General features: G+C 59.3%; 24 protein-coding genes. 12 read left to right on the plus strand and 12 right to left on the minus strand.

All coding sequences use genetic code 11. The annotated features are described in order from the left end of the window. Positions 1–115 precede the first annotated feature (115 nt). Positions 116–1,903 (minus strand): type IA DNA topoisomerase, encoded by a 1,788-nt coding sequence (locus tag BDO18943_RS22895; RefSeq protein WP_175024140.1) that lies wholly within the window; start codon positions 1,901–1,903, stop codon positions 116–118. Between the two features lie 139 nt (positions 1,904–2,042). Between BDO18943_RS22895 and BDO18943_RS22900 the strand changes: the two genes are divergently transcribed. Next, positions 2,043–2,297, plus strand: a complete 255-nt coding sequence (locus tag BDO18943_RS22900) for a helix-turn-helix domain-containing protein (protein WP_175024141.1) — start codon at positions 2,043–2,045, stop codon at positions 2,295–2,297. A gap of 2 nt (positions 2,298–2,299) precedes the next feature. Here the strand turns inward: BDO18943_RS22900 and pilV are convergent, their stop codons facing one another. The 11 genes from pilV to BDO18943_RS22955 form a co-directional block, all read right to left on the minus strand. Further along, positions 2,300–3,853 (minus strand): shufflon system plasmid conjugative transfer pilus tip adhesin PilV, encoded by a 1,554-nt coding sequence (pilV, locus tag BDO18943_RS22905; RefSeq protein WP_175024142.1) that lies wholly within the window; start codon positions 3,851–3,853, stop codon positions 2,300–2,302. A gap of 19 nt (positions 3,854–3,872) precedes the next feature. Further along, positions 3,873–4,349, minus strand: coding sequence for a type IV pilus biogenesis protein PilM (locus BDO18943_RS22910; protein WP_175024143.1), 477 nt, complete (start codon positions 4,347–4,349; stop codon positions 3,873–3,875). A gap of 13 nt (positions 4,350–4,362) precedes the next feature. Next, positions 4,363–5,376 carry an ATPase, T2SS/T4P/T4SS family gene (locus BDO18943_RS22915; protein WP_175024144.1) on the minus strand — a complete coding sequence of 338 codons (1,014 nt, stop codon included), beginning with the start codon at positions 5,374–5,376 and terminating at the stop codon, positions 4,363–4,365. Positions 5,377–5,379: 3 nt separating this feature from the next. Then, complete coding sequence (locus tag BDO18943_RS22920; protein ID WP_175024145.1) at positions 5,380–5,856, minus strand: type 4 pilus major pilin; 477 nt, start codon at positions 5,854–5,856, stop codon at positions 5,380–5,382. Positions 5,857–5,912: 56 nt separating this feature from the next. Then, positions 5,913–7,079: a type II secretion system F family protein gene (locus tag BDO18943_RS22925; RefSeq protein ID WP_175024146.1), complete on the minus strand. Its 1,167-nt coding sequence runs from the start codon at positions 7,077–7,079 to the stop codon at positions 5,913–5,915. Beyond that, entirely contained in the window at positions 7,066–8,652 is a 1,587-nt protein-coding gene (locus BDO18943_RS22930; RefSeq protein WP_175024147.1) for an ATPase, T2SS/T4P/T4SS family, read from the minus strand. Before BDO18943_RS22930 ends, BDO18943_RS22925 begins: the two co-directional genes overlap by 14 nt. Next, positions 8,642–9,811, minus strand: coding sequence for a type 4b pilus protein PilO2 (gene pilO2 / locus BDO18943_RS22935; RefSeq protein WP_175024148.1), 1,170 nt, complete (start codon positions 9,809–9,811; stop codon positions 8,642–8,644). The genes BDO18943_RS22930 and pilO2 overlap by 11 nt, the downstream gene beginning before the upstream one ends. 2 nt (positions 9,812–9,813) lie before the next feature. Next, positions 9,814–10,218, minus strand: coding sequence for a type IV pilus biogenesis protein PilP (gene pilP, locus BDO18943_RS22940; RefSeq protein ID WP_175024149.1), 405 nt, complete (start codon positions 10,216–10,218; stop codon positions 9,814–9,816). Positions 10,219–10,610: 392 nt separating this feature from the next. Further along, positions 10,611–12,386 carry a secretin N-terminal domain-containing protein gene (locus tag BDO18943_RS22945; RefSeq protein WP_175024150.1) on the minus strand — a complete coding sequence of 592 codons (1,776 nt, stop codon included), beginning with the start codon at positions 12,384–12,386 and terminating at the stop codon, positions 10,611–10,613. 14 nt (positions 12,387–12,400) lie between these two features. Next, positions 12,401–12,958, minus strand: a complete 558-nt coding sequence (locus tag BDO18943_RS22950; RefSeq protein ID WP_175024151.1) for a TcpQ domain-containing protein — start codon at positions 12,956–12,958, stop codon at positions 12,401–12,403. An 11-nt stretch (positions 12,959–12,969) separates the two neighbouring features. Beyond that, on the minus strand, positions 12,970–14,073 hold the full coding sequence (locus BDO18943_RS22955; RefSeq protein WP_175024152.1) for a TcpQ domain-containing protein: 1,104 nt from the start codon (positions 14,071–14,073) through the stop codon (positions 12,970–12,972). A 196-nt stretch (positions 14,074–14,269) separates the two neighbouring features. On the opposite strand from BDO18943_RS22955, the gene trbB reads away from it, so the two are divergent. From trbB to BDO18943_RS23010, 11 genes are all read left to right on the plus strand, one after another. After that, complete coding sequence (trbB, locus tag BDO18943_RS22960; protein WP_235996164.1) at positions 14,270–15,232, plus strand: P-type conjugative transfer ATPase TrbB; 963 nt, start codon at positions 14,270–14,272, stop codon at positions 15,230–15,232. Between the two features lie 21 nt (positions 15,233–15,253). Then, positions 15,254–15,457, plus strand: coding sequence for a hypothetical protein (locus BDO18943_RS22965; RefSeq protein ID WP_175024153.1), 204 nt, complete (start codon positions 15,254–15,256; stop codon positions 15,455–15,457). Positions 15,458–15,481: 24 nt separating this feature from the next. Further along, positions 15,482–15,829 (plus strand): TrbC/VirB2 family protein, encoded by a 348-nt coding sequence (locus BDO18943_RS22970; protein ID WP_175024154.1) that lies wholly within the window; start codon positions 15,482–15,484, stop codon positions 15,827–15,829. A gap of 16 nt (positions 15,830–15,845) precedes the next feature. Then, on the plus strand, positions 15,846–16,166 hold the full coding sequence (locus BDO18943_RS22975; RefSeq protein WP_175024155.1) for a VirB3 family type IV secretion system protein: 321 nt from the start codon (positions 15,846–15,848) through the stop codon (positions 16,164–16,166). A 229-nt stretch (positions 16,167–16,395) separates the two neighbouring features. Further along, on the plus strand, positions 16,396–18,756 hold the full coding sequence (locus BDO18943_RS22980; protein ID WP_175024156.1) for a TraG/VirB4 family ATPase: 2,361 nt from the start codon (positions 16,396–16,398) through the stop codon (positions 18,754–18,756). Next, positions 18,753–20,033, plus strand: a complete 1,281-nt coding sequence (locus BDO18943_RS22985; protein ID WP_175024157.1) for a carbon-nitrogen hydrolase family protein — start codon at positions 18,753–18,755, stop codon at positions 20,031–20,033. Before BDO18943_RS22980 ends, BDO18943_RS22985 begins: the two co-directional genes overlap by 4 nt. 21 nt (positions 20,034–20,054) lie before the next feature. Beyond that, positions 20,055–20,654, plus strand: coding sequence for a hypothetical protein (locus BDO18943_RS22990; protein ID WP_175024158.1), 600 nt, complete (start codon positions 20,055–20,057; stop codon positions 20,652–20,654). After that, positions 20,655–20,819, plus strand: coding sequence for a hypothetical protein (locus BDO18943_RS22995; protein ID WP_175024159.1), 165 nt, complete (start codon positions 20,655–20,657; stop codon positions 20,817–20,819). Then, positions 20,816–21,181, plus strand: a complete 366-nt coding sequence (locus BDO18943_RS23000) for a hypothetical protein (protein ID WP_175024160.1) — start codon at positions 20,816–20,818, stop codon at positions 21,179–21,181. Before BDO18943_RS22995 ends, BDO18943_RS23000 begins: the two co-directional genes overlap by 4 nt. Further along, a complete protein-coding gene (locus BDO18943_RS23005; RefSeq protein ID WP_175024161.1) occupies positions 21,178–21,924 on the plus strand; it encodes a conjugal transfer protein TrbJ in 747 nt (248 codons plus the stop codon). Before BDO18943_RS23000 ends, BDO18943_RS23005 begins: the two co-directional genes overlap by 4 nt. A gap of 17 nt (positions 21,925–21,941) precedes the next feature. Continuing rightward, entirely contained in the window at positions 21,942–22,280 is a 339-nt protein-coding gene (locus tag BDO18943_RS23010; RefSeq protein WP_175024162.1) for a hypothetical protein, read from the plus strand.

The raw sequence follows: 22,280 nt of genomic DNA on the forward strand, positions 1-22,280 counted from the left end.
TAGTGGCTCAGCCGACGGTCGTCAGGTGGGGGAATTTGAAGTGACCATACCCGGAGGAATTTGACCGACCGCCGGGGTTCGACGCGGATCTCGTGAGTGAGGCGGTATGGCTGCGCTAGGAGGTCGCACCGGCCTCTTGGTGCCTTAGGGCCGCGCAATCTGCATCGAGCCGATCCCACACGTGTCCTACCAGGCGCGGGCCGTCCAGCGTCCCCTTGGCGATCTGGTCCAAGGCGGCTTCCAGCTCGGCCGTATAGCCAATGTGCGAGAAGCCAAAGCACGGATACAGGACGTCGTAACACTTCTCGGCCAATGGCGACGCTTCGAGTGTCCCGTCCATTCGTAGCTTGACGGTGCCCTTGGTCGGCACCCCCTTGAGGATCGCGGCCAGCGTTGCAGGGCGTCCGATACCAAGCTTCTCAAGTTTGGCGGCCAGGCTTATCAGCGTGTAACGAGGAGGCGTCTGGGTGGTGTGGCTGCGCACCTCGGCGTAACCGACATTGACCGCGCTGCCTGGAGCCAGCCGAGGTAGACGAATAGTCGCCCTATCTTCCCAGCGGCTTCCATCGTCGTCCTGCAAGACGGGGGAATTTGCTACGGGACTTTCCAGCCATCCAGCCTCCAGAAGAGCCCGGTCCTTCGCGACAAATCGATTCGTGTTCCGTGCGTCGATGAGAGTGATGCGCCTGACGACAAACCGTGCCGGCGCCAGTTGACTGTAGAGGGCTCGCTCACGGATCAGCTTATAGAGAGCACGCTGCTCGTCCGATGCTCCGGCTTCTTCTACGTCGATGTACGCGGGCCGAATGGCCTCGCGGCCTTCCTGTGCGTTCCTAGTCTTGATTGTCGAGCGGTTGAGGGTGGTGGGTACTACCTCGCCCTGCGCTCGCAGCAGGGCGCGAATCTCTTCGACCGTTCCGGCGTCGATGTTGAGGCTGCTAGTTCGGTGGTACGTGATGTGGCCGTGGCCGGATCCGTCTCCTTCAAAGAGCTTCTGGGCGACATGCATGGTCGTTTCCGCGTCCCACCCGAAAATGCGATTGGCCGCCTGCAGCAGACTGTACGTGTTGAACGGAGGGGGCGGTAGGCATTGCTCGACCTGGTCTTCGAGCGACTCGATGGCGAGTCCGCGCTGCTTGCTGACAGCCTTGGCCAACTCGGCATCGAAGCATCGCTGGGTAGCATCATCTATGTCGTATTCGCTGTTGGGCTTTGGACCCTTTCCCGGGATGCTGGGCGCGCGGTACTGCCACTCGGCTTGCCAGCCTCGGAGATCCACGTGAACGGTGTAATAGGTCTGCGCCACGTAGTTGCGGATCTTGCGCTCGCGCTCGATCACGAGCGCCTCAACAGCAGTTTGCACGCGGTCAGCGGCGATGCCCTTCTTGTTGAACTGGGGGGTCAGAACCGGCGAGGCCACATATTCGATGATTCGGTCGAGCAGCCGGCGCGCTTCACGAGAGGCAACTGCGTTCCAGTCGATACGGTCGGCATGCTGAAACGCGTGCTCGATCTGCTCGCGGGTGATCGCGCTGAAGCGCATGCGTTTCGGGTTCTTGAGCTGCAGGTACTTCGTCACGAATGCAGCAATCGACTCACCCTCGCGATCGTCATCGGTCCCGATATAGACCGTGGTTCCCGGATTGTCGCGCAGGTACTTGCGAATTCTTTCGACTGCCCGCGTGCCGTCGATGCGTCGGTTTGCGTCCGATGTCAGCACGTAGTCCCCTTGCATCGAGTCGCGGTAGATGCCGACGCCGACTCTGGGATTGCGCCTCAGATCGCAAATGTGCCCATAGGTCGCCATGACCTTGAATTGGCCCTGAAACATCTCTCCGATCTTCTCGGCCTTACTAGGAGACTCGACGATCAGCAGCGGGGCGGGAGTGGCCTGTGAAGTCATGTTCCTTCATGGACGGCAAACGCAACTTTTGCTGCAAAAGGCCGTTGCTGCGTCTGCCGCACCGTAATTGCAAACTATTGTGTGAAGACGGCGTGTGAAGCAATACATATCATGCAGGCCCCCAGATGGGTGCCAAGGCATGAAATCCTTAAACCTTAATGCAGCCTTCGGCAGAGTTCTGGCCAGGTTGCGCAGAGAACGTGGCTGGACACAAGAGTTTTTGAGTTTTGAGTGCAATCTCACAAGGAACTACATTTCGTTGCTTGAGAGAGGGGCACGTTCGCCGACGCTTAACACCATCGCGAAGCTGGCCGAGGCTTTGAACGTCGGTGAAGAGGAGTTCATCAAGATGACCTTTGACGAACTCCGGAAGACCTCGAAACGTTCGGGGTAGGGTCAATAGAGCACGTCGATAATCACAACGCCGTCTCGGCCAGCGTTGTTCCAGACGCAAGTTCCCTGGTTGGCCTGGTTGGGTGGCCCATCTACTCGGCAACCGGATATAGAGACGCTTCCCCCTGACCCGTATCCAAAGGGCGACAAGCCACCGGGATAAGTACCGCTGCTCAGTGCGTTATGAGCTGGGTCCGGCGTGTAGGCGTTCTGTCCCGGATTGCCGATGCCATAGGCACTGTAGCCGCAAGCGCCCGGCCCACCGCCCCCATTCGCATATGGACCAGCAGCGACACGATTTGGGACCGGAATCGTCCCCAATCCGCTGTAGGCCCATGCCCCGTTATTTGGGCCGGGGATCAAAACGCCGCCGTTGATCGTATCGGCCGTGACCGTAGTTGCGCCACTACCGCCATCGCACTCCAGCAAAACGCCCTGACTCGGGGAGATCAACTGTGACCTTTCACCGGGATAGCCTCCAAGGCCATCGTCATTCGATGGCGGAACCATGATGTGGTAGACGTATTCGGGCGGGGCGAGCCTCCCTGAGTCGAGTGGACCGTAGCCAGGTGCCCCTTTCCCCACCACAACACTTAATGTTTCGCCTGCCGTCAAATTGACAGGGGCAGAAAAGACGAACCCGCCCGAGGATCCGGTGATGTACTGGCTAGCGAATCGCCAGCCTAACCCCGACGCTCCCCCTCCAGCCATCGTCACCAGCGCGGATTTGACGCCAGACGGAACAGTCCAAGAAGTGCTGCTTGTGAACACGTAGCGGTACATGTTCGGGCTCGTCGACGCCTTTTGCCATTTCCCGTTGGGGTCAATGCCTTGGCAACTCAGACTTGCGCCCATCGAGTCTCGCCCAAAGGCGCCAACAGGCGAGCATGGTTGGTTCAGCGTTCCGATGGCACCAGGACCGTAGATCACGGGGGTGTTCATCGTGTTGAGCTGTTGCTGACCAGGTACCGCATTGCGGTACAGGTAGTTGCTGCTCAATTGCCCATTGTTGAAGTTCAGGAGCGCCGCGACGTGGCCGCCAGAAACGGACGGATAGTTGGCAGTGGACTGAGTCCAACCGCCCCAAGAGCCATAGGCTGTAGCGGCTCCGCCCGGGTAAATGCCTGAATCATTCTTCGGAATAATGCCGCCAGGTTGACCTACGAGCCCAGCGATCTTCGATGCGGTCATGTCGTTCATGGCCGTGCCGCCGTAGCTCATGACCAGAGCCTGTAGGTTGCCAGGACTGGGCTGCAGTACCGCTATCTGCCAGGTCTGACCATACGGATTTGTCGCGTTGAACGACCCGTCCAGGAGGTTCACCGCCTGCAGCATCGGCACGGTGATGATGGCCGGACTCGTGGAGGTGGCGACGCTTTGCAGGTTCGTGCTGTACTTCTTGATGTAGTCCGAGCCAACGTCAATCAGCTTGAGTTGCTGCTGAGCTGTTGAGGCTGCTCGCGTGTTGTCGCTCGCGGTTTGAGAGATCGTCGACAGCTTGGGAATAAACGTCAGGCCGACGATGATCGCAAAGAGGACGCCAAGGACTTCGCTCATGATTTCTGTCCGATCCTGATTACAGGCCGATTTGGATGACGGAGACGACGCTACCGTTGGGTACGCTCGTCGCGAGTGCTTGGGCGCTTGAGCCCGGGGCTACGCTGGTCCATGTGGTGCCTGACGAGAGGCCATAGGCCGCATCGCCCCCAGTTGCAGACACGATGGTGTTGATCGCGCCGGCTGGCAGCAGAGCGTAGGTCGTGATGGTCCGGCCGGCTGCGCCGAACGGCGTGACGGCATTGCCGGCGCTCGCAAGAAACGGTGCTGAGAACGGCGTCCCCTGCGCGGCAAGTTGCGGGGCCGAGACTGTGCCGACGAATGATGGGTTGCTTTTCAAGAAAACAGCGACCGCATTGGCGTAGGCGATGAACGTTTGGCCTGATTGGACCGCCTGCAGCACTTGCGTCTGCGGGGTGATCGTTGTGCTTTGGAGGCGGTAGATTGCCAAGAGGCCAGTGAAGAAAGCGAAAACCACCACAGGCATCAATCGCATGGCTGTTCCTTCGTCATGGCAGATGGGGGGAGCGCATCGCGAGACGACGTTGGCGTTCAACCTCGCTATTGAGCAATTTGAAGGTGCCGTCGCGCACGATGGACTGCAGGCTCTCTTTCAGTTCGTTGCCCATCCACAGAGGCTCGAAAGAAAGTATGCGGGGAGGGGTCCCCGTGCCCTTCGAATCAGGCAGTGTGAAGGGCTGCACTGATGGTGGCGGCAACTTCCCTGGCTCCGCGATATGCAAAGTCAGATGAGCGGCAACACGGAGGGCGTCGGCCAAAGCAGCGGAAATTTTGTCGTTGTTGGCAAGCATGGCAAGGCGCGACAGCCCGGTGACCAGGTCACCGGCATGAAAAGTTGCGACCACGAGATGGCCGCTGACGCTGGCAGTGATTGCCTCGCGCACCGCCACGCTCTCACGCAGCTCGCCGATGAAGATGATGTTGGGGCTGGCACGCAGCATGTTGCGGATCGCCGGCCCGATGTCTTCATCCGAGCCCACCTCTGTCTGGTAGCACCATCCTTTGCCGTGCTTACCTTGCAGCGGAATTTCGATGGGATTCTCGACGGTCCAGCAAACGCCGCCGTGCATGGTCAGGCGCTCAGAGATGAATGACGCAGCGGTAGTCGTCTTTCCGCTGCCAGCCTTTCCCATGAAAACCACAAGGCCTTCTGTTAGCGCTACGTCGTTGAGCTTCCTGGCGAAGGTCGGGGGCACCCCCAGGGCAGTGAGATTGCCCGGGGGCATGCGATACCGACGACAGACAAAGAGGCTCTGACCTGTAGCAAGCTGCATCTGGCCAACGCGCATGCGCGGCCCACCCTTCTGCGGCCAATTAACGCGGAACGAAGGGCCTCGGCTTTGTGCTTGGGCTTGAAGGAACTTGCGCAGAGCGACAAGCTCCTCCGCGCAGGCGCTGGCAACAGGCACAACGTTCATCGAGTCGGGCGTGGGCTTGAACCAGCAGTCGCCGGGCGCTTCCGCAACGTACAGATCCGAGAACTCCAGGTCTTGCAACATCATGGATTAATGGCTGTAAGTGAAAATCAGCGTGTTGGTTGCGGTATTGCAGGCTGTAACCGCCGTACCTGCATCGATGGGCAAGGTTTGGGCCGCACCATTGATCTTCAGGCCAACAGCGGTCGGGGTGTTGGTGGCCATCTTGCTGCAGGCATCGGTCGGCACACCGGCTTCGGTCACGTCGAATTTCAATGCGTCAGAGGCATTGACGTTGACCGTGACCGCACCGGACCAGGGATTGACCAGGTTGGTGCCATTGATCATTCGCGCCGGAGCTTGGGTGAGGGCTACGGCTGTGGTCACCGTTGTGAACGTGGATTGGGTGTTGTACAAGGTCTGGATGTTGCCCTGCAACTGACTGAGATCGCTAATCGCGTTGGAGGTCTTGGACGAGCCGAAAACGGCCCACAGAACCAGGCCAACTGCTGCGACGCCGATCATCTGGCCGAGGTACTTGAACAGGGTGCCGAGGATTTCACTCATGATGACAATGCTCCAAATTGAAGGTGGGGGGGTGAATAAAAGACAGGGATCGAGCTTTACCCCGAGAACGAGCCCATTTGGTTCGACATGGCGTTGACGGCGACGATGAGCAGGGTAATCACCCCATACATCACCGCTTCGGCGTAGAAGCCAAAGCGGTTGGCCTTCTCTTTCATGTCCTCTTCGAGATCTGCTGCCCAAGTACTGGCGACCTTCTTGATGCGCACAGGAAAGTCCGAGAAGCCGGCCAACGATGCGATGTCATCAACGATGTCGGGGTTAGGGAAGCCGAACGGAGGCATGCCGCCTTTTCCTTTGGCCAAGAGGGCCTCAGGCAGGGTTGCGCCGTTGTCCATGCGCCACCAGAGGGCGTACAGGCGTTCGTGCAGCCAAGGGGTAGCGTATTTGTATTGGTTCTTCAGGATCTCGACGTCGGGCATGCCGGCGCCGAGCAGTGCCGTGAACCCCATCAACCAGCGATAGCCCTCGATGTCGCGGTAAAAGCTGTAAGGGAGGTAACGCTCTGCGGCCACGCGATAGCGTCCCTTCCAGCGGGGAAGCGAATAGGCGACCAGTCGGTAGATGATGTTGCCGATTACCGGCGGAATGAACGCGACCCAGCTATTGGCCAAATGGGCAGCTTGGAACATCCCCCGGGCTAGACCCCTTGCGCGGTCTGCGGGAAGCACGTACTCCAGATCGGGAATGATGAAGGTGCCCAGTGCCCAGATGAATGCGTAGATGGCGATGGTGTAGATCAGCGGTCGAGTCAGAGCGGACTTGGCAGTTTTCATTACGTTGGCCACGCTGCGCTTCGACTCGACCAGGAGGTCTAGCGCATTGGAAAGATTGCCAGATAGCTCGCCGCTGTTGATCATGCTGACCTCGTCAGCCGGGATCCATTTCGACATGGCAGCAGCTAGCGACGAACCATCGCGCATGCGCCGAGAAATGTCGGCGACGATCTTGTCCGAGCTGACGCGGTTTCGCCGCTGCAGTCGCAGCCGGTAGTTATCCAGCGCCGTCTCGACGGGTATGGTGTTGCCAACCTGCGCGGCCAGGTGGCGATACAGGCCCTGACGCACTGGCCAAGAGAAGGCGAGCTTGTCGGCAAAGTGCGTAATCCTGGTCCAGACGCCTCGACGCTTTTGCGGGCGAGCACGCTTTGCAGCACGGTACTTTTTGCCCTTGGCCAGGCCGAGCGCAGACTTAATGCTGTACATGCTTGGCTCCGACGTGCGCCGCGGACTTCGGCTCGATGAGATCCACTTCCGTTTCAACGTCGCGCGGATCCACGGTACCCGACAGCGCGTAATGGATCGCGGAGGCGAGCATTGAAGGGTCCGCGTCTGGGCGAGCGTAATAGTTATCGCGAGCCGCTTCGCTGCCGTGCAAGACAAAATCCTTCATGACCTTGGCGTCCATCACCACAACTTCCGCCACTGCAAAGCGCACCGTGGTGCCGTCATAGTTGCAGTGCTCACAGCCTGCGCCCTTGAGGCGCACGAGTTTGAGGTCGCCCCAGGTTCGCAGTGCATTGACGATACGTGCGGAGAGCGCGTCAGGGGCCTTGTGCAACGGCTGGCTGCAGCGCCGGCAGAGTTGAGGCAGCAGACGCTGGGCGATCACACCTCGGACAATCTTGTGGTCACAGAAGACCTTGCGCGCCAAGCGCCGGCTGTCCATGATCTCGATGCGGTCAACGAACAGGAAAGGGTCGGTGACGTGCAGCGTCGTCCAGACTTGGTGGCCAGTCACGGCGGCCTCGATCGCCGCAGCGGTCACGTCAGGGCCGCGCAGCTCGCCAAACAGCATGATCTTGGGTGCCATGCGAAGCGCGACGCGAACGCGATCAAGAAATGCCGCGCCGGCCTCTGCCTCATTGCGAGCATTCGTCACGGCCATTTGCACGCCCCAGGTCATCGGGTATTCGACCGGATCCTCGATGGTGACCTGGCGGCTCTGCGGCTTCTTGCGGGCCTGCTCCTTGAGCACCTCGTACAGGCTGGTAGTCTTCCCAGACGCTGTCGGACCAGTGAAGATCACGATGCCGTTGGGCGCATCCATGAGCAACCGTACCTTCTCAAGGCTCTTTGGCCTGAATCCCATGCCGCCTAGTTGGAAAGAGCCTTCAGGCCGGCGCGGAAGTTCCAGGGCCTTGAGTTGAACCTGCTCGACTTGGGCAGTCGCATACTGCAGGCGGAGCGTCATGAACGCACCGCCTTGGGCTTGCGGAAAGCTCGGGCCACGTATGATGCGCACCGACGTAAGCAGCGTTTCTGGCGGAAGTGCCTCGCCCGGAATTTGGGCGTTCTGAAAGTCGAGAATGTTGTAGCTGGCGTCGCGGACCTTTGCGATGCCTTGGTAAATTGCGCGAGTCAGCGCCTCCCCATCTTGCTGAGTCTTTTGCGCGAGCACACGCAGGCCGCCGTTGACACCGATCTGGATCTCGGTGTGTGAGCCGCGTAAATTGAAGTGAAGGTCGTGAGCACGATAGCGTGCAGCGGTCTTGATGATCTCAATGGCCTCTGCCTTAACCTTCATGTCCACGTCGGACTCTTCGGCTTGACGCAGACCCGAGTTCCGAAGACGGACTACCTCGTCGAATTCGACCGGCTTTACCGTGAAGACGATGCCACGGGAGCGGTTACGGTCGACCCAGGTGAGAAGGACCGGGTCTCCAGCAGAGGTGCGTTCCACGTAGACCGTGCGCTTGAGCGTGTCGATGGCAGTCTTTTCGACAAAGCTCTCAGGCAACGGCAGTGCGCTGGATTCGTCTTTGAAGTCAACGTCCATAGAGCACTCCTGTCAGGTCCCAGCCGCTTGCAGACATCTTGATGGCTGTGAGGCGCAGACCGGGGATTTCAGAGAAATCGAGATCGAACGGCGAAACGTTGACACTGATTGCCACGTTCTTCTCGGTCGGCAATGGCGCAGCGTTGGGGGTGGCGCCGGGCAACGCGGAAGCGTTCTTGTCGGCGCTGGCGACGGTGGCAGTAGCAGTGAAGCCAGCAGCCTGGGACCAAGCAAGTAGTTGTTCCCACGCTTCGCTGAGTGCAATGCGGTCGTCGGTGGATTGTTGGGTCAGGCGCAAGTCAATCGTCTGCGTGACCTTCTGGCCGTCGGCCGACAGTTCTCCGTCCGGTCGGAAATCAACCGTCGCACCATCCTTGCGGGCCCAGACAACAGTTGCCGAGTTGACTGCGCAACTGACGTTGTCGATGAGCCAACCGTACTGAGAGATCGGCAGCGTCACAGCCTTGCCGCAAGCATGCAGCAGAGCAGTCGGAAGCGGTATGGTTGTCGCCGGCGTGGAAGTGACTGGCTTAACTTCCGGCACGGCGTTGGCGATTTGCGCGCGAATGCGTTCCATTTCCTCGCGCTGCTTAGCAGCTTGGTACCACCAGTAGCTACCTACTGCCGAACCGGCCAATGCAACAACCCCGGCGCCGACAAGCAACTTGTGCTTGAGGGGAATGCCTTCCAGGGACTTGATGCGTGTCGGGCGCTCGTCAATGTCTTTGATTAAGTCTTCGAGTAGCGCCACGTCGCCTTCGACGTAGTTCCAGTCCGTGTAACCCGAGTGCTTCTCGCGTGCGGCGAAGATTTCATCCCTGTCACCGAGCACGTCGCCATCGGGGAGGATGGCGTGGCCGTCGCGAACGGCGATGTACCACCAGAGATCCTCTTCGATCTTGAAGATGCCAAGCCATGGCTGTTTGCGCGAGTCAGCGAGCATGGCGGCAAGGCTGTATAGCTTGCCCACGTTGGCGCCTTCCACAGCGCTGCAAAACCCTGCTTGGATGCAATCTTCTCCGATGCGCACGGCCGACCAGGTTGAGTTCAATCGCTTTGCATCGTCGCGAAGCTCGCCTTTGTCGGGGGTGTCTTCATAAGAGGCCCAAGTCATGCCAGCGAGCCAACGGCGCTTGCCGATTTGGATGACGTTAGCCATGCTCAGCGTGCGCCAGGAAAGGCGTTGACCGGCACCATGTCGAGGGGGCGAATGCCCGTCTTGGTGGCAACGAGAACTTCATCGCGAGAGATCGACTTCACTTTGCCAACCCCGGGAATGGGCGAGCCTTCGTGAGCCTTCATCGTGCTGCCATTGCTAAGAGAAACCACTGCAGTGAGCTTGTCATCGAGACCGTAGATGGCAAGAACTTGAACAGTGCGTGTGATATTGACGGTGGAGCTACCCGGGGCTACGCCTCCGCCTTGGGTGGAGAGCTTCGCCTTCTGCTCTGCTTCTTTCACCAACTCGGCAAGCACTGCATTGCGCGTACGCAATTCGTCGAGCTGGCGAAAGGTCTCGCTCGTCGTCTGCGTGAAAATCCGGCGCTCATGTGTGGCCTGGTCCATGTCGTTCTGTGCCTGGGTTGGCTTGGGCGCGGCAACTGGGGCAGAGGGTGCTGCCGGCTTGGCGCTGGCCGGCGCAGGGGAAGGATTCGGCTGCGAGGCGGCAAGAGGTGCGGGAGCCGCAGGAGCTGACGCTACAGGTGCGGGCGCGGGCGCGGGCGCCGCAGGCGCGGCGGGAGCGGCGGGAGCGGCGGGAGCGGGAGTCGGGCCGGATGTTGGCTTGGCATTTCCGGCGTTCGCCGGTGCGGGGGCATTGGGCATACTTGCCTTCGTCGACCGTGCGACGTCTGCTGGCAGCGCGCTCAGCGGATCGGGCAAAAGATCTGCGTGAGCCAGCAGAGAGCTGGATGTGCAGAGAACGATCAGGCCGACGCGGAGACTGGAAATGGTGTTCATCAGAGAACCTTCGCGGTGATGACGATGGCGGTGAGTTGCTTGCTGGTGGAGTCATCCAGGCCGCCACCGAAGGCAAAGTTGCTTGGGGTGCCCACACCATTGCGATTGGATTTGCCGTTGTGCTGCTGCACGCTTGTCAGCATGAGCGAGGCGCCCGGCGTCAGCATGGCGCTTTGCTGGAAGGTGTTTTGGCTGTAGTTCGGCGTCTGGATGAAGGACGTGGACGTGCCTGCTTGGCCGAAACCGTTGTTGTTGCTGCTCGTCATATCCATCGCTAGGAAGATCTTCCCGTTGACGACTTTCGGGATGAACGTGGCGGTGAAGCCCGTGGTCAGCGACCCGGGCGTCAGGCTTGGGGGCAGCGGAGTGGCGCCGACTGCGACGGAAGCCGAGGGTGTTTGGGATGCCAGGTAGCCTTCGATGTCGGCCATTTGCATTGGTGCCGGGCGACCATTGAGGGTCACGACCGTTTGGTGCATGACCTGTGCGACATCTCCGAGCGAAGACAGGGCGTTGTAGGCGAACTGTGATCCGCTGAACTGTGCCAGGCCGCCTGTGGCGGTACTGAGGATGCTGGCAGTCAGGTTGAGCGGGTTCGTGCCCGAGACGATGGCCGGTGCTTGCGGGCCGGTCAGGTTGACGCCCCATTTGCCAGAGAGCGACTTGAAGACGACGCTCGGATTCCAGTTGTAGTTCTCTTCTGCCTTGACCTTGACCGTGAAGACATCCAACGTAATTTGGACCTGCTGGCTCAGGTTGTCGGTGAGCGGCTTGATCCACTCTTCGATGTTGCGAACTTGCGTCGGTGTGCCGGTGACAGTGACGCTTCCTGCGGAGGGGTTCACATCAACCTTGCCGCCTGCTGCAACCGTTTCGGCGGTCTTCTTCAGATCGCCCCAGATGTCCACTTCGAACTCGGTGCTCGCGTTGGAGCCTCCCATCGACGAGATGCCACCGCCGCCGCCACTGCTACTGCTGCTAGACGGGGAGCTGCTCGAAGTGCCGGCTCCGGAACTGTTCGAGTTCGCGGAAATCTTGCCGCCGCCAGTGGACTTGTTTGCAAGAGCTGGGAGATAGAACGTTTTGGTCTCGGACCGATAGAAGATGATTCCGCGACCGTCGACATATTTCCACCAGACTCCCGATTTGCTCGCGGCGATGTCGAGCAGCCCGCGCAGCTTGCCGCTGTAGTCGACCGAGAAGTATTGCGAGCCCGAGTACATGCCCATGGCTGCGCTAGCAGATGCCGCGCCGGGAAGTACTGCGCCTGGCTGTGGCGCTGCAGGCGAGCCATTAATGCTGAGAGCCGAATTGCCGCTGGGCGCGCCGCTGATCGCCGGCACAGTTGGGGAGGTCGCGCCTGCCATGCTGCCACCAAAGGGCATTCCGGCGGCGCCGCTCCACACTTCGGACGTGTCGATGCGGATACCGAGCGTCTGGCTGATATAGGCCGCGATGTCTGTCAGCGTGACAAGCTGGCGCGGGTTGTAGGTAATGGTCCGCGATAGGAAGGCTGGGGGTGGAGCAACAACGGGCACCGCCTCGCCGAGCAGCCAAGCTGCTTGCGTGCGGGTGACAACCGGCAAGGGTTGCGCTTGCTTTTCAGTCTCCTCGGCGATCCTGCCGGAAGCTTGAGCCTTCATGGCGATCACGTCATTCTTGACCGTACCGCAGCCAGCGAGAGGAGCCACGCTCAGCAGGGCACTGATCGTGATGGCCAGATGCTTGCGCGGAAGGGCGGACAAGCCAGGCGATTGAGTGTTGGAAGTCTGCATGAGCGTGTGCGTCGTTACTGTTGAGCGAGGCCAGGACCAGACACCACGAAGGTTTTGTTGCCCTCGTAGGTAATGGCTCGCACGAGCGCGCCGTTTTCTGCGAGGGTCTTGATGACCTTCTCGGCTGCGTCGGCGAAGCTGCCTGTGAAAGACGTTTCGTTGGGCACGACCCAAGTCTTCAGGGTCTCGGGCCAGACGATGTGCCATTGGACTTTTTCGGCCCAGGTTTCCAAGTTTTCCTTGATCGTGACGCCTGCTGTCAGCGTCCAGATCTGCTGAATGGGCAATGCCGCTGCAACGGGCGCTGTTGTCGCTGCGGCGGGAACAGCGAGTGCTTCGGTCTTGGGAGGGTTCGCTGTCGCGGGGACCGCAAGCGCGAGTGCTTCGGTCTTCAACTGGTTTGCCGTCTCAGCGACGGGAACAGCGAGCGCGAGCGGTTCAGTCGGTGCCGGCTGAGCTGCCGGGGCGATCGGCAGCGGGCGAATGGAGAGTTCTTGCGCTTGCGATGCGGCGACATGCCCAAGCGAACCGGCAGCGGCCAAAAGAATCCCGATGGACTTGCTGACTTGCATAGGTGTGTCCTTTATTTGCTGCAAGGAACGTTGGGGTCCGTCACGCGCACGAACTTGTCACGGGTGATGGCGCAAATGTTCAGGCCCGTGCTGTCGGCGATTCGCTTCAACACATCCGGGAACGCGCCGTCGAGAGTCGTTGTGTTCGTGACCTGATAGAAGTTGCCGGCGTCCCAAACGGTCGGTTTCCAGCCTGAGGACTTGGACCACTCGTCGAGGTTGTCCTTCAGCGTCAGGCGTGCGTCGAGCACCCAGCGCTCAACGCGGACCGGTGCACGATTGACGGTTGTAGTTGAGGGATATGCGGCGAGCAGGGCCTGTGCTTGTGGTGCGGCCGTGGGTTGGGGCGGTTGCGCGCTCGTGCTTGCCTCGGCGAGGCTGCGCAGTATCTGTGCAGCGACCGACGGGAGCATTTGGCCCGTCTGGACTGCCTGGTTGATGTACTGGATCAGCCGTTCGTCAGTCGGCGAACGAGTGGCGGGAGCCTGGGCTTGTGCGGCGACGTTGACCGGTGCCAATGTCGCCGATCGCATTGCGGCTTCGGGGGCTTGATTCAGATACTGGTAAGCGTGCGGGATCGCCTGATCCTGTTGCGCGCGGTATTGTGCGCGGACCTGATCGACAACGGATGGTCCGGAATCGCGCGAGTTCGAGATGATGATTTCGGCTGGCGAGATGCCACTGGAAGCCAGCGGATTGCCCGTTGCGTCCAGGTCGACCTGGATGATGTTTGAAGGGATCCCTGCCTGAATGAGATATGAGCGCAGCGCAGAGGCGCGAGCCATGCCGAGAGAATGTTGCTTCTTGTTTTCGGTGGCTGATGCGTAGTCTGTTCGGCCGACGATACGGATGCGGGAGGCTGCTTGCATGCGGGGGATCAAGTCATCGACGAAAGAGCGGGCCATCGGGCCCACCACCGATGAACCTCTGTTGAAGGTGACTTTGAATTTCTCTGCCGACCGGTCATCCCCCGACCGATCACGGGCCTGAATGGCTGCGGTCGGATAGAGGTCGTCGTCAATCACCGTGTAGGTGGCATGTGCATTGGTGATCAATGCCAGCGCCCCGACGAGGGGGGCGACGGAGTGGCGCACAGAGAAAAGCTTTGGTCGCATGTTTGGATCCGAGGCCTGGGAATACCGCTCTTTGGAGCGAAGTGCATTATTTGTGGTGCGATGGTACACTACCCGCGCAACATTGTGCAAAAGATAATGTACATGCATAATTCGCCGCAACCGCGCAAGCAGGCGTGGGGCCAGCAACCCCGGCATCTTTTGCGGCAAAAGAATGTAAAGCGATGGGAAGGATCAGGTGGCAATAGAACTGGACGATGAGCTTGCCGAGCGGCGCAGGGAGGCGTTGGCCTACGCGTTCGGAGAGAAAGTCATGGGCGCTCTCGCGGACCCCGATGTCGTCGAAGTCATGCTCAACGACGACGGAACGCTCTGGGTCGAGGCGCGCGGTGAAATGGTCTGTGTGGGCTCCATTTCGGCGAACGACGCGTTGGCGATCCTCAGCCAGGTGTCGTCGGCACTCAATGGCGAGTTGTCAAAACAGAATCCCTTCGTTGAGGGGGAGTTGGTGCTTTTCAACGGCGAGCGTTTCGAAGGTGTAGCTCCGCCTGTCGTGGAGCGAGCGGTCTTCGCCATTCGTAAGAAAGCGACAAAGGTGTACCAACTCGCTGACTACATCCGATCCGGGGTGATGACATTCACCCAGGCCGAGTTGATTCGCGAGGCGCTCATTGCGCGCAAGAACGTCTTGGTTATTGGTGGCACGGGGTCGGGGAAGACCACCTTCTGCAACGCGATGTTGGCTGAACTGGCTGAGCTGGTGCCTGACGTGCGGATGCTTCTGCTTGAAGACACCAAGGAGCTTCAATGCACGCTGAAAAACCGATTGTTCTTGCGTACGTCGCCGTGGACGACCATGGCCGACATCTCGCTGGCGGTCAACCGGCTGCGGCCAGACTCGATCACCGTGGGTGAGGTGCGCGCCGGAGCGGCGGCACTGGCGTTGTTGAAGTTATGGAACACAGGGCACCCGGGCGGTATGGGTACCGCGCACGCGAACTCAGCCTATGAGGGACTAACGCGAATGGACCAACTCATTCAGGAAGTCTCGGCTTACCCGCAGCGAGTTCTGATCGGTGAGGCAGTCAATGTGGTGGTCTTTTTGCAAAAGGAGAAGGGCAAGCGAAAGGTCAAAGAAATCGTCCGCGTGATGGGCTACGACGAAGTCTCTCAGCGGTTCAAGGTCGAGAACATCCAGTAAGCAGTTTCTTACGGAGAACAGATGGACATTCTGGATACCGTGACCAGCGCCGCAAATGGCCTGGTCCAAGGGCTTGTCCGGTGGCCGCACAGCACATTGCAGTGCAGCGCGCCTTCGCAGGCCTTGCTCTATGTGCTCTTTGCATCGTCACTCGCGATTGCGATTGGCGGAGTTTATGTCTGGCGACGGTACATCCGAACCCAGCCGCAACCCAACCCGGTTTGACTTTACCCACAACGGAGAATCTCGATGTACTCGAATCATCAATCAATGCTCAATGCGCAGGCGTTCAAGAAGCACCTTCCGACCGTGGTCGGTGTGTTGCTCATGGCGGCGGTTAACGTCGCCTTTGCTGCCGGGGGCGACGAGTTGGGCGGAGGCGTTTGCACGCTCGTGAACTTGCTGACCGGGAAGTACCTCTTCGGGACAGCGGTATTGGCCATGGTGGCTGGTGGACTTGCCTTGCTTTTCGGGGCCGAGCTGACCGATGGCGTCAAGAAGATGGTGACGATCGTGACCATCGTGGGGATGATCCTTTCCTTCGGTGGCGTCCTGTCGATGGCCTACAACGCCTTGAGCAGCGCATCGTGCTCGTAATGAGCAACGGCTGACCATGGAAAAGGCTCCAGTTCGTCTGTCCCTTCTGCGCCGAATCGCATGGTTCGGAGGGGACCGCCGCCTGGTTGGCGGAGTGGGCATTATCTGCGCAGCGCTCGGGTGGACCATGTTCGTGGGTTTTGGCCTGTCTTTCGGGCTATTCATTCTCGTACCAGGGGGCATTTTCCTGGGCGTGGTTTGGGTCGCGCGAAAGATGTATGCGGCAGATCCGTGGATGATCGATGTGGGCCTGCGGCACCTTAAATACGGCAAGTATTACGCCCCCAAGTCGCACCTTGGCAAAGAGCATCCCAACATTCGCGATTTTAAAAACTAAGCAGCGGGCCCGCTGAAGCGGGCCCACATTGACGCCCATTTTTTGAGAATTGCGGGAGGACCGATTGGGAGCTGTTGACTTCTTTCATAAAGAGTTTCGCGATAAGCGCGGAGGCCTACCTGACCTCCTTCGCTACGACTCATGCACTCGTCCTGGCGTCGTATTGGGAAAGGGCGGTGAGCTTATGGCCACGTATCGGTATCGAGGTCCCGATATGCAGTGCGCGAGCGTGGCCGACGTGACCTTTCTGCGCAAGCGCGTGAACGAGATGGTGAAGAAGCTGGCGGGTGGGTGGATGATCCATTCGACCACGCTGCGCACCGAGTCCGTCGAGTACGAGGACAATGGCGCCTTTCCTGATCCAGTCACCCGCGCAATCGAGAATGAGCGCGTAAAGCAGTATCGCACCGAGGGCGCCCACTACGAGAACGACTATTACATCACGTTCACGTATCTTCCCGATCCAATTCTTGTGAATCGGATCAAGTCGTTTGCTTTTGAAACGAGCGACAAGGGCGTTAATGATCCGGTAAAGATCTCGAAAAAGGGTCTCGACTATTTCGAGCGCACCCTGGCCGACTATGTCTCGATCCTTGAATCGGGCATGAAAACCAGCTTGGTGCGCCTAATGCCGAGGCAAGAGCGCGACCCTGTTACACACCGAATGGTGTGGTACGAAGACCAGCTTGCCTTCTTTCATGAATGCCTGACCGGCATTTCCAATCCGGTGAGGGTGCCACGCAAGGCGATTCCCTGTGGGGTTGACTATGCCATTGGGAGCTATAGCTTCCTTCCAGGCATTCGGCCGAAGATCAACGGCACGAACATCCGCGTTGTGGCCATCGAAGGACTGCCTGACGAGGGGACGCAATTCGGTGTTCTGGAGTTGCTCAATCGATTCAACGTAAAGTTCCGCTGGACTACTCGATGGATTGCGCGCGACCCCGAGAAGGCGAAGGCGAGCACAAAGAAAATCCGTAGCAAATGGCGGCAGAAGATTCGTGGCTTCGTGGCCGATATGACGGGGAAGACGAATGGCCCTGTCAATAAGGACGCGGCGAACATGTCGCTCGACGCGGAAGAGGTGCTCACGGACCTCGAATCTGGCAACGTGAGCTACGGGTTTTGGGCCTCAACCGTTGTGCTGATGGGCGATGACGCGGGTTACCTGGAGGGCGTCGTCCGCTTCTTCATCAAGCACGTCGGTGGTCTCGGATTCCCTTGCCGCGACGAGGACGTGAATTGCGTAGAGGCATTCCTTGGCTCACTGCCTGGCCACGGCTATGAGAATGTGCGCCAGCCGGAAATCCACAGCATGAACCTTGCTGACTGCCTGCCGCTGACGTCGACGTGGCAGGGGCCGGTATCGAACCCGTGCGCGTTTTACAAGAAGTACTTCCCCAATCGCCCAGTGCCGCCGCTATTCCAGGGTTCGGCCAGCGGTGGCACCCCGTTTCGCGTTGTTTTGCACAACGGAGATGTGGGCCACACACTGGTCTGCGGCCCGACCGGCGCTGGTAAATCGACCCTCTTGGGGTTGATGGCAGCCTCTCATTTTCGGTATCCGGGTGCGAAGGTCGTCGCCTTTGAGAAGGGTGAGTCGCTGTTGGGTCTATGCCTGGGGGCGGGAGGCAGCCACTACAACTTCATGGACGAGGATTCGCCGGAATCGCTGAAGATTGGGCTGGCGCCGTTTGTACACATCGACCGGCAATCTGATCGCACTTGGGCGCTGGGCTATGTCGAGACGATTCTTGCGCTCAACAACATCAAGGTCGATCACGACGTTACGGCCGAGATTAATCGCTGCCTGGAGCTTCTGCAGACGCGTCCGGTGCACATGCGCTCCTTCACTGAGTTCAACCAGCTTGTGCAGCTCCGTCAGGTGAAGGATGTCCTGATGGGCTACGAGACGTCGCTGGCCGGTGGCATGCTCAACGCCCGCCAAGACACCATCACTTCCAGTCGATTCACCGTCTTCGAGATGGAGAAGCTGATGGAGATGAACAACAAGCACGTCGCACCGGTCTTGATGTACATCTTCCGAATGATCGAGCGTTCGCTGGACGGTTCGCCCACGATGATCATCCTGGACGAAGCTTGGTTGATGTTGGCTCATGAACTGTTCGCCGAAAAACTGAAGGAGTGGTTCAAGGTTCTACGTAAAGCCAATGCCTTCGTAGTGTTTGCAACGCAAGAGCTGCAAGACATCGCGAATTCGCCCATCGCGTCGACGATTTTCTCGGCTTGCCAGACGAAGATCCTGCTGCCCAATCCCGAGGCGCAGTCCGAAGAAAACCTCAAGCTCTACAAGTCGATGCGTCTTACCGATCGCGAGATTGAGTTGCTGGTCAATGCTGCGCCGAAGCGCGACTACTTCTTCACGAGCCCGGCCGGCCGCCGTCTCTTCCAGCTCGAACTTGGCCCGGTGGCCTTGGCGTTCGTTGGCGCTTCAGGCGTTGAAGACCGCAAGGCAATCAAAGAACTGCACCGCATCCACGGAGACAAGTGGGTTGGATTCTGGCTGCAGCAACGTGGCCTTGACCCGGAGCTGGCAAGCAACGCCAATCTATATCGGGAGGCCGCATGATCGGCACAGGTGCTTCTTCGGTGGGGGCCGCGTGGGTTGGCCGATTCCTTCGGCCGCTGCAAGAGCGCCCTGAAGGCAAGCTGCAGGGTGTGCTGCGCCTCATGATGTCCGCTGCTGTCGGTGCGGTGATCGGTTGGATTGCATGGGGCCACGGCGAGAGCACGTGGGGCCTTGTTGGTCTGCTCCTATTGCCTCTCCTGTGGGGGGCATTGCGATCGCGATGGGAAGGCCTGGCGCTCATGCTGACGTACTACGCGGGAGGTGCAAGAGGTCTACCGGGGGGAGCGGTGGCCTTCTTTGGCGACACGGCTCCGCACTGGTGGGGACTCGGAATGTGGCTGGGCGCGAGCATGTTGTTGAGCATGCCCTTTGCGCTATGTTGGTCAAGTGTCCCCAGCAAGCGAGCGATCGGCTTCGCACTTGCATTGCTTCTGTGCCTAGCGCCACCGCTCGGCATTGTTGGGTGGCTCAATCCGCTGTCGGTCGCCGGCATCTTGTTCCCTTTTGCAGGGTGGTTGGGCTTGGCGCTGACCGTCGGACTGTTCATCGCCCTGGTGCTACGGAGGGGCCGGTTGATAGCAGGCTTGGTCGTGGCAGCGGCCGTTGCGAATGCAGCGGCGTTGCACGCGGATTCGGTGATCCATCTACGCTGGCTCGGCTTCGACACTAGTTTCCCGAAACTCTCAAGCGCCGGTTCAGACCAAGCGACGCAGTACCTCTCCGCCATGGACCGCATTCAGTGGTTGCGTGGTGTCATCGCCGACATGCCGCCCGGCGCGACCCTCGTGCTACCTGAGACGGTAATTGGCCGCTTCGACGGCGTGGCGCAATCCATGCTCAGCGAGGCCGAAGGCGAGCTGGTCGCTAAGAACTCCAGGGTGTTGGTTGGCGCTGAGTTGCCTGAGGACAACGGGCGGTACAAGAACGCGGTTGTGGTCTTGGGCGCGCAGCGGGGTGATGATCGGGCCGCAATACAAGGCATTCCGGTGCCAATCTCCATGTGGAAACCTTGGGCCGCCGACGGTGCAGAGGCGGACTTGCTGGCGCGCGGTAACACGATCACGGTTGAAGGGCGTCGCGTCGGCGTAGCTATCTGCTATGAGCAACTTTTGACGTACTCACTGTTACGGCTGATGGCGGACAAGCCCGACCTTATCGCTGCCGTGAGTAATGTCTGGTGGGCGCGAGCCACCAACATTCCACAAATCCAATTTCAAAGCGTTCACGCGTTTGCGCGCCTGTTCGGTGTTCCGGTGTTTTCCGCCAAGAACATGTGACTTTCAAGGGAGGTATTAATCGTGATTGGAAAGAAGCAATTAGCGCTGACGCTGTGTCTGCTGGGGTCAGTGGTATCGGCCCATGCTGCAGGCACGGCCACTGTCGTATGCAGTAAGACTGCGAACCCGGTTCCGCTCTTGCAGGTTGCCTACAGCACGGGGCCGGACGCGGGAACGCCGGGGCTCTTCTGGTTCGGTGTGATTTCCCAGGACATGACGCTGGGCTCGGTGTTGACGCCAAAAGGCTGGCAGACCTACACGGGGGGGCTCTACCCGTTTCAGGCGCGCTACGACAATGGTCTGCCGCCGACCATCACGCTGACGCTTCCATTTCCCGATGGGAATCAAACCACGGGTGCATATGTTGGCTACAGCGTCTACGCCGGACAAGGTGTCTATTCATCTGCCATGCGTCAAAAGGTGGCCGATCGTCGCACAGCGTTGAACAACGTGAAGCCGGATATGGTTGCGAAGGGGCGCTGGCGGCCCGAGTTCGACTCGGATGACACCTACATCTGGTCCTTGATTCAGAAAGACATGAAGGACAACAACAAGTATGGGCCGATCTTGACCATCCCCTTCGTGGATTGCACGCCGGCCGAGACAGGTGGGGGAGGTTGAATGATCAACTCGCCAAGCAACAGCGAATTTGTGGAGACGGCGTTCACGGCCGAAGAGGTGGGGAACGTCGAATCGACAAAAGATCCCCAAGAAGGCCAGGCCTGCGCCTTTCTCGACGGGGTGCAGCAGCCGACCCAGCAACTCAAGAAGAATCAGGCGTCATGAGTTTAGAGGCAGGCAAGGTGTCGGCAGAGCGAGATTGGCCACAATTCGTCGCAAGGGCTGACTTCGAGGAACTCGCTCCCTTGGCGCAGGGGCTGTTCGTGAAGGACGCCATGCGGCGGTTGAAAATGACCAAGGAGGAGTTCGCTCGACGAATCGGGGTGTCGACGACCGGATTGGAGAAGTGGATGGCCCGCCACGGTACTTCTGATTTCAGAAACATGCCGTCGATGGCCTGGAAATTCATCGCGGAAATCCTGGAGCACGCTGCCTCGTCTCACCGCCTTGACTCGGACCTTGGTGTCTGTACAATGTGCATTAATTCGTGCGGAGTTTTGCCGCAAAAGACTTTGGAGGGAACATGAAGCTGCTGACGCGAGAGTTGATCGTTTGTGTGTTGCTGCTTTGCGGGCAAAGCGGGGCGAACGCGGGCACGATCGCCGGGACTGGCGGATCGACCGAAGTCACGCAGATTCTGAACAATCTGCAACTCATCCAAAGCTACGAACAGCAGGTGCAGGCTTATGTGCGCCAAGGCGTTCAGGTCCAAAACGAGTTGCGGAACTTGATGTCCAACCCGACATCGATACTGGGTGACGACGTCGGCAAAATGATCAACACCATTGGGTCGATCTGGAATGGCGGGCAGTCCATTGGCTACAACCTCGCGCAGATCGACCAGAACTTTGCGCGGACGTTCAAGAGTCCCACTGCCGGCAATCTCGCCAAGATGTTCACCTCCTGGCACCAGACCAATACGGACACTCTGCAGTCCGCGCTCCGCGCCATTGGAACGCAGCGCGACAACTATGCGTCAAGCCAGGCGGCCCTGACCGATCTGTACAACCGCAGTCAAGCCACCAACGGCAATCTCGACTCCCTGCAGACGCTTTCCCAAATCAACATTCGCCAGATCCAGGAGTTGCAGTCTCTGCAGGAGCTGATGGCGACGCAGTCGCAAGCTGCGACTACGTACATGGCCACCCAGAATGCCAAGGATCAGAAAGGCCTGGATGATGCCGGCGCGCTGTCGCAGCCCTACCAAAAGGCAATACCTGCGGCACAATCTGCTCCGGCGCCGAAGTGGAAGGGCTTTGGCTATCAGTGAACCAAGGAGAGATTGAAATGAAAAAGTGCATCGTGCTCGTATTGCTGTCGCTGGCTTTGGCCGCCTGCAACCAGAGTCAGGACAAAAGCCAGGGCGAAGGCAAAAAGGAAGGGAGCGTGGTCACACCGTCCAGTTTGGCAGGGACGTTCACTTCCGGGAAAGATACCTTTGTTTTTTCGGCTGACGGCAAGGTGACGGCAAAGAACCCCAATTTTGCCGACAAGGTGACGACGTATTCCATCGAAGGCGGGAAGGTGACTTTCAAGTTCCCGCAGGGGTATCCGATCTCCATGTCTTTGAATTCCGATGGTTCCCTTACCTCGGATTCGAACATCAACTATAAGAAAACCGATTAA

It is taken from the genome of Burkholderia aenigmatica, from assembly GCF_902499175.1.
Taxonomy (GTDB): domain Bacteria; phylum Pseudomonadota; class Gammaproteobacteria; order Burkholderiales; family Burkholderiaceae; genus Burkholderia; species Burkholderia aenigmatica.

Coding starts and splice junctions, on each gene's coding strand:
- BDO18943_RS22895 (WP_175024140.1), bottom strand. CDS start 1,903: ATGACTTCACAGGCCACTCCCGCCCCGCTGCTGATCGTCGAGTCTCCT.
- BDO18943_RS22900 (WP_175024141.1), top strand. CDS start 2,043: ATGAAATCCTTAAACCTTAATGCAGCCTTCGGCAGAGTTCTGGCCAGG.
- pilV (WP_175024142.1), bottom strand. CDS start 3,853: ATGAGCGAAGTCCTTGGCGTCCTCTTTGCGATCATCGTCGGCCTGACG.
- BDO18943_RS22910 (WP_175024143.1), bottom strand. CDS start 4,349: ATGCGATTGATGCCTGTGGTGGTTTTCGCTTTCTTCACTGGCCTCTTG.
- BDO18943_RS22915 (WP_175024144.1), bottom strand. CDS start 5,376: ATGATGTTGCAAGACCTGGAGTTCTCGGATCTGTACGTTGCGGAAGCG.
- BDO18943_RS22920 (WP_175024145.1), bottom strand. CDS start 5,856: ATGAGTGAAATCCTCGGCACCCTGTTCAAGTACCTCGGCCAGATGATC.
- BDO18943_RS22925 (WP_175024146.1), bottom strand. CDS start 7,079: ATGTACAGCATTAAGTCTGCGCTCGGCCTGGCCAAGGGCAAAAAGTAC.
- BDO18943_RS22930 (WP_175024147.1), bottom strand. CDS start 8,652: ATGGACGTTGACTTCAAAGACGAATCCAGCGCACTGCCGTTGCCTGAG.
- pilO2 (WP_175024148.1), bottom strand. CDS start 9,811: ATGGCTAACGTCATCCAAATCGGCAAGCGCCGTTGGCTCGCTGGCATG.
- pilP (WP_175024149.1), bottom strand. CDS start 10,218: ATGGACCAGGCCACACATGAGCGCCGGATTTTCACGCAGACGACGAGC.
- BDO18943_RS22945 (WP_175024150.1), bottom strand. CDS start 12,386: ATGCAGACTTCCAACACTCAATCGCCTGGCTTGTCCGCCCTTCCGCGC.
- BDO18943_RS22950 (WP_175024151.1), bottom strand. CDS start 12,958: ATGCAAGTCAGCAAGTCCATCGGGATTCTTTTGGCCGCTGCCGGTTCG.
- BDO18943_RS22955 (WP_175024152.1), bottom strand. CDS start 14,073: ATGCGACCAAAGCTTTTCTCTGTGCGCCACTCCGTCGCCCCCCTCGTC.
- BDO18943_RS22965 (WP_175024153.1), top strand. CDS start 15,254: ATGGACATTCTGGATACCGTGACCAGCGCCGCAAATGGCCTGGTCCAA.
- BDO18943_RS22970 (WP_175024154.1), top strand. CDS start 15,482: ATGTACTCGAATCATCAATCAATGCTCAATGCGCAGGCGTTCAAGAAG.
- BDO18943_RS22975 (WP_175024155.1), top strand. CDS start 15,846: ATGGAAAAGGCTCCAGTTCGTCTGTCCCTTCTGCGCCGAATCGCATGG.
- BDO18943_RS22985 (WP_175024157.1), top strand. CDS start 18,753: ATGATCGGCACAGGTGCTTCTTCGGTGGGGGCCGCGTGGGTTGGCCGA.
- BDO18943_RS22995 (WP_175024159.1), top strand. CDS start 20,655: ATGATCAACTCGCCAAGCAACAGCGAATTTGTGGAGACGGCGTTCACG.
- BDO18943_RS23000 (WP_175024160.1), top strand. CDS start 20,816: ATGAGTTTAGAGGCAGGCAAGGTGTCGGCAGAGCGAGATTGGCCACAA.
- BDO18943_RS23005 (WP_175024161.1), top strand. CDS start 21,178: ATGAAGCTGCTGACGCGAGAGTTGATCGTTTGTGTGTTGCTGCTTTGC.
- BDO18943_RS23010 (WP_175024162.1), top strand. CDS start 21,942: ATGAAAAAGTGCATCGTGCTCGTATTGCTGTCGCTGGCTTTGGCCGCC.